Source organism: Ectothiorhodospira variabilis (assembly GCF_022227625.1).
Taxonomy (GTDB): Bacteria; Pseudomonadota; Gammaproteobacteria; order Ectothiorhodospirales; family Ectothiorhodospiraceae; genus Ectothiorhodospira; species Ectothiorhodospira haloalkaliphila.
Genome location: NZ_JAJNAO010000034.1, coordinates 1 through 5,402, shown reverse-complemented (window position 1 = coordinate 5,402; position 5,402 = coordinate 1). Strand labels below are relative to the sequence as shown.

7 protein-coding genes are annotated in these 5,402 nt (G+C 56.4%); 1 reads left to right on the top strand and 6 read right to left on the bottom strand.

Translation table 11 applies throughout. The features are described from left to right. The 6 genes from LPW30_RS15705 to LPW30_RS15680 form a co-directional block, all read right to left on the bottom strand. The coding region (locus LPW30_RS15705; RefSeq protein WP_239681340.1) for an Rpn family recombination-promoting nuclease/putative transposase at positions 1 to 222 on the bottom strand (222 nt) is incomplete at its 3' end. A gap of 266 nt (positions 223 to 488) precedes the next feature. Then, on the bottom strand, positions 489 to 920 hold the full coding sequence (locus LPW30_RS15700) for a hypothetical protein (protein WP_239681339.1): 432 nt from the start codon (positions 918 to 920) through the stop codon (positions 489 to 491). Beyond that, the gene (mobI, locus tag LPW30_RS15695; RefSeq protein WP_239681338.1) at positions 920 to 1,408 is read right to left on the bottom strand and encodes a conjugative transfer protein MobI(A/C); all 489 of its coding nucleotides are present in this window, start codon (positions 1,406 to 1,408) and stop codon (positions 920 to 922) included. The genes LPW30_RS15700 and mobI overlap by 1 nt, the downstream gene beginning before the upstream one ends. Positions 1,409 to 1,711: 303 nt before the next feature. Next, positions 1,712 to 2,779: a ParB/RepB/Spo0J family partition protein gene (locus LPW30_RS15690; protein WP_239681337.1), complete on the bottom strand. Its 1,068-nt coding sequence runs from the start codon at positions 2,777 to 2,779 to the stop codon at positions 1,712 to 1,714. Between the two features lie 21 nt (positions 2,780 to 2,800). Further along, entirely contained in the window at positions 2,801 to 3,616 is an 816-nt protein-coding gene (locus LPW30_RS15685; RefSeq protein WP_239681336.1) for a ParA family protein, read from the bottom strand. Beyond that, positions 3,613 to 4,416 (bottom strand): hypothetical protein, encoded by an 804-nt coding sequence (locus tag LPW30_RS15680; protein ID WP_239681335.1) that lies wholly within the window; start codon positions 4,414 to 4,416, stop codon positions 3,613 to 3,615. The genes LPW30_RS15685 and LPW30_RS15680 overlap by 4 nt, the downstream gene beginning before the upstream one ends. 267 nt (positions 4,417 to 4,683) lie before the next feature. Between LPW30_RS15680 and LPW30_RS15675 the strand changes: the two genes are divergently transcribed. Next, positions 4,684 to 5,016 carry a hypothetical protein gene (locus tag LPW30_RS15675; RefSeq protein ID WP_239681334.1) on the top strand — a complete coding sequence of 111 codons (333 nt, stop codon included), beginning with the start codon at positions 4,684 to 4,686 and terminating at the stop codon, positions 5,014 to 5,016. Positions 5,017 to 5,402: the final 386 nt, after the last annotated feature.

Below are 5,402 nucleotides of genomic sequence, written 5' to 3'. Positions count from 1 at the left end.
AGCAGTGCGGCCATCCTGCAGGGCCACCTGGAACAAGCGGTCACTGTGGGTGCCGCGCAGGTTCTCGTCGGTGAAGGAACCCTCCACGGGCTGGGGATCCCCGCTCATCTTGTCGGTGAGGGCCTTGGGAAGGCTTTCGCGCAGCAGGGCGCCGGCTCGTTCGGGATCTTCCAGCAGAGCCTTGAACAGGGTGTCGTGGGGGTTGGGGAGGGTGTTGCCCATGGTCTGGGTATCTTGGTGGGTGGGTCCATAGGGTAGCCGATCACGGCGGTCATCGTGGCCAGGCTGCGTATTCCAGGCCATTTGGCCAACTGTTCCACAGTGATTCGGTCAGGGCGGTCGGGCCCGAAGCGAAGCGACGCGAGTGTGGCATCACGCGTGAGTGGCGCAGTCCGTCACCAGGGGTGCCAGGTACCTGCGCATCGTCGCCCTGAGGTGGAATTGGTTTATTGATCCAGGCGGTTGGTGATCGCCCATAAGCTGGACGATCAGCGGAGTCCGCACCAAGGCTTCTGGCAAAGGCGACGAAAGCGACGCGCATCGGGATCCCAGCGATGGAATCCATCCCAGAAGCGTTTGGCCACGGGTTCAGTCCAACCAGGCCGCCAGCTGACGATGCACTGGAGGGGGCCATCTTCGTTGAGCAGGCTATGACCGAAGACAGGAGTATAGGCCAGCATCCAGGGTGGCCTTGCCCAGCCGTGACAAGGATCTCCAAAAGGGTTCACTTGCCATTCCACCAGTTGCGTGTCCTCACCGAAAGGGTGGAGGCGGTAAGCGATGTAGGCGCCGGGGATGAATCGGCCGAAGAGCATGTTGTGGACCCACTTGGCCGGGATGCGGCCGGCGGTTCCGATCCCCAGATCCAGGTCGGAGTCGACCTCGATCCAGGTTGCCTGGGTGTCGGGTGCGAAGTTCATCAGTAAATATCCGGCTCCAGCTCTGGCCATTTCCAGTTCGACAGGCGCTTCAGTCGCGGTGCCATTGCCCGGCGGATGTCGCCGATCAGGGTCACCTGCTCGCGAATCAATTCGAAGTAATCCTCGTAGTACTCGATAAGGTTCGCTTCGCGGCTATCAACGGGGGAGAACCGTGAGGCAGGATACCGGGTCGTTGGACCCTTCTTCACATGCTTGCCAACATACTTTCTGCCTTTGCTGGTCAGCTTCCATTCCATCTTCAACCACTCGATGTAAACCGCGCCCGACTCGGAATTGCCGCGCCGAACCCGGACCGCGTGGCGAAACCATGATCGGGGCCTCTGCTCGCGTGAAGCATAGGCCTGTCGCATGAATTCCTCTGCCGCCATGGTTGCATCCCAGGCGAGTTCATCCATGCGAATGTTCATGATCGAGTTCAAATCACCAGCGAATCCGTTTACCTTTAACCTGTTCTGCGTGTCATACATGAGCATTTAACCTGTTCTGCGTGTCATACATGAGCAATTCATTCCATAGTTTAACTATTGGGAAATCGCGACGGAGTTTCCACTTAACAAAAACCTGAATGCTTGAGCGGATGCAATCTGATCATTTTCGCGCCCGCGAAAGCTGGACGAAGGCATCAAAAAGGGTCGTAAAATACGCTTTGCCTTGCATGGTTTCGCAGGCGCGAAAAAGACATCCACAATCCGTCTACGTTGCCCTTTACTTGTCCCGCTCTTGGCTGTTTCGCGCCCGCGAAACCTTCTTCTGAAGACGGTGCTCTTGCTTCACCGCTCCACTCCAGGGATCATCGACAATATCGTTTCAATGGGCTCTTCATGGAGATCCGTCATCCGATGTAAATATGCAATGATCAGCAATGCACCAGGGCCTGACAGCTCATTCCTGCGGATCAAGCGAACGATCTCATCGTGTATCTCGCCGGTGCCAATTTCAGCGCCTTCGTCACTCAACATTTGTGCTTTTTGAAGCAGCATGCGGCGGTCTTTTTCGGACAGCATTTCCAGGGCATCCCGGCCTGAACAGTCCTCGTGAATGACCAAGTTGTAAAAATCGTGAATCGCCTGCGTTTTAGACGTGGGTTTGGGCATCTTGGCAGGTTTTCTTTTGCCAGGTTTGCGCTTTGACTTGGTGGACTTGCTGGGTTTCATGGAGGCCTTGGCCTGTTGCACAAAATTGCGCAGAGGGATCTCCACTGTCTGATCTGCGATCTGGTCCACCAACGACCGCGCCGTTTCGGCATCCTGCTGCTCGATACGACGCATCGTATAGATGACTTCAAGGTCGTCGGTCAGAGAGTGTTGGATCAATCGTGATGTGTTGGAGGGCAGGTCCAGCAATGCCAAGTGCTTTGTGAACCAGGCCTTGCTTTTCCCGTATTGAGCTGCCAAGCGATCAAGATCCTGCTCGCACTGTGACAGATCATGCTGGATCTGCCGGGCCAGCTCGACCTGTGTGAGATTCTTGCGATGGATGTTTTCAGCCATCTGAACGGCGGCGGCCTGGGTGTCATTCAGCGGCTTCACCAAGGCAGGAAGGGCTTCCAGGCCTGCAATACGTGCGGCCCGCAGACGTCGGGCGCCGGCAATCATCTCATAGCCTTCGCCGTCAGGATGAGGTCTGATGGTTACTGGCTGAATGACACCGTGGTCGCTGATGCTCTGGGCCAAGTCTACCAGGCTCTGATCATCGTCACTGAAATCCCCACGAACTTGCTGCGACTCGCGGATCTGGTCCACGGGGATCAACGCAGGTGGCTGGCTCGGATCTTGATCGACGCACAAGGCTTGCTGCAGACATGATTCATCGGTGTTGGTGGTGAAAACGGAAGACATATGCACTCCTTGTCAGACAACTCAGGGGCGGGGGATGGAATCAGGTGCCGGGACGCTGTCCAGAACACGGCTGAGGACGAGCCGAGTGGCGGCGTCCCAGTCACGGGCTGCCTGCTGATGGCTACGCCCGCGCGGGGCATGCCATACGGGGCGGCGCAGCATGATGGCCTGCTTCACGGGCGCTCTTTCGGCGAGACTGATTGGTAACACGAGGGATCCGAACTTGGCCCGGATCTGCTGCAGCGCGTCGCGCTCCTGCCGACTCATCGTGTTAATGCGAGAGGGCAGCAAGACCAGAAGGCGGAGCCTGGCGTTATAGCCCTTCTTCCGGATATCGCGAATGAAGTACCACAGGTCGCCGAGCGCTTGATGCTCATAGCGTCCAAGCCCGAACGGGCATAGCACAGCATCCGCGGCGATCAGCGCCGATACGGTGCTCGGTGGTGGCGACCACAAAGCGCCGGGAGTATCGATCAGGCAAAGATCAAACTCCTCAGACAGCTGCCGCAAATGATCGCGTGGCCGGGTGGCGACAGCATCGGTCAAGACTCCAAGGTTTACCAGTTCAATTGAGGCTGGTATCAGTGAGAGACCCTCGGCTACATTGAGAGGCTTGAGTGGGGGGCCGGGAAGTGAGGTATAAAGCGGATGTAAAGTGCCGCAGTCATGGCGACTCAATGAAGCATCTGGAGCGAAAGTCGCTGTCAGGCTACCTTGGCGATCCAGGTCCACCATTAAAACGCGAAGACCCATGCTCGCGGCTTGGTACGCAAGATGTACGGCAATTGTGGATTTGCCGACGCCGCCTTTTTGGTTGATGAGTGCGAGCGTTTTCATGATTTTTTTGGGTCAGATGACCGATCCATGGTGAACTCCATTAGCCTCAATATATCCATATCTGACGGTGTTCCTGGCGCATTACAGCGTAAATGATAAAGGATGATACTGGCTAGGCGAAATGCATCCGTCGGCGTGAATTGGATCACTAATTTATCCTCGCCAGTGAGGATCTCAAAACGATGATAACCGTTTTCCATTGAGACATGAAATGACTGATCACAGTTCCCCAGGTCATCAAAAAAACCCCAGCCACTACGTCGGCGTGTTAGAACAGAAAGCATTGAAAGTATTTCGGTGAATCCGAGGCTGAAGCTGATGGTGTGATGCCAAGCGTACTCTCGAAAGCCGGCGCTATGAAGGGGTAAGCCTGGCGCAATATGAAATTCAAGCCACATCCGTCGATATTCGTCCTGACGGGTCAGCACCCGCAGTGCAGCTTGGTCACTGTATCCGCAGATGCCGTGGTCGTGCGCGTGAATCTGCGGATGAGATTTTGACTGATGAAAATCCATATTACCGTCAGGCTCTCTTTCGTCCGGCGTATGCTGTTCACTATCTGCAGGCGCTGGCCTCTCCATGAATGAGTTTTTCAGAAAAATCCTGGCACCATGGGCGCGGTGATCTGAGTATGCCTGGATCTGGCGCAGTGCGCGAAGAACTTTATTTGGACCATGAACGCATATTGCATGATCAAGCTGAGCTGGGGATGGCGCTGGGATCTGCCGGGCACTGAGCAAGGCACACACCGCCGCATGGTTTCTCGGATCGAGTGAATGTGCTGCATGTTCGCTTTCCATGAATGTTCCTCTAGATGACGGCTTGGAACCATGATGGCAGTTTTAATCGAGGGTGCAATTTTATTGCGTTGAGAAAGCATGAGGCAGTGGCAGAAAATCCCCAGGAGTGTGCGTAAGCAGCGCAATGGGCTCCCACGCTGTGCCAGGGCAGGCCATGTAGGAAGGTATCCGTTCAGCCCCCCCCCTGCAGCCACGCCGCAATGACTTAACGCTATAGCGCGTCGGGGCTATGGTGGCCTCCATGATCACGGGTATTGGAGGCATGCGATGGGCGGCTATTTCGGTTCGAAGGCGACGGTCGGGTTGTACCAAGCGATCATTGCCTTGATGCCGCCGCACGACACCTACATCGAAACCCATCTCGGTGGTGGGGCGATCATGCAGCGCAAGCCGGCGGCGTTGCGCAATATTGGCATCGACCTGGATCCGCAGGCGCTGCAGGAGTTTGCTGGCCCCTATCCGGTCGAAAAGGTGAACGCCTGCGTAGGAAGAGGTATTGTCAGTTTTGTCAGTGAGCTCATAGGAGGGTTGGATGAGCCTGTGCGTGCAGTTGGGTGGTGGCGGTGGGAGCACTACACTTTTGTCCCAACCCTTTGCTAGGGCGGTTTTCGGGCCAGCACCATCACATGGATACGGCCCTGATACATCAACATGTTACGGCTCGCACGCTGAAATATCAGCCACTTACAAGGATCTTGCCTGGGACAAAAGCGTAATGCTCCCGTGGCGGTTGTCGGCTGTGTAACGGAATCACCGGTCACGTTCCGGCGGGAGCATTACGCTTTTGTCCCATCCAGTCTCGGGGGGCTGGACATCAGGGCTGGCTTTGAGTAGGGTAGCGCTGGAGACAACCCTGCCTGGGAAACGTGATGGCCAACCCCGCCCCCCGACCGCGCTTTTGCGGCCATGTCGTCGACGAACCGCAACTGGATCTGATCCGCAGGCTGATCGCCCACTATCCTGGGCTGAGCCGAACGGAGCTGGCC

Coding starts and splice junctions, on each gene's coding strand:
- mobI (WP_239681338.1), bottom strand. CDS start 1,408: ATGTATGACACGCAGAACAGGTTAAAGGTAAACGGATTCGCTGGTGAT.
- LPW30_RS15690 (WP_239681337.1), bottom strand. CDS start 2,779: ATGTCTTCCGTTTTCACCACCAACACCGATGAATCATGTCTGCAGCAA.
- LPW30_RS15700 (WP_239681339.1), bottom strand. CDS start 920: ATGAACTTCGCACCCGACACCCAGGCAACCTGGATCGAGGTCGACTCC.
- LPW30_RS15685 (WP_239681336.1), bottom strand. CDS start 3,616: ATGAAAACGCTCGCACTCATCAACCAAAAAGGCGGCGTCGGCAAATCC.
- LPW30_RS15675 (WP_239681334.1), top strand. CDS start 4,684: ATGGGCGGCTATTTCGGTTCGAAGGCGACGGTCGGGTTGTACCAAGCG.
- LPW30_RS15680 (WP_239681335.1), bottom strand. CDS start 4,416: ATGGAAAGCGAACATGCAGCACATTCACTCGATCCGAGAAACCATGCG.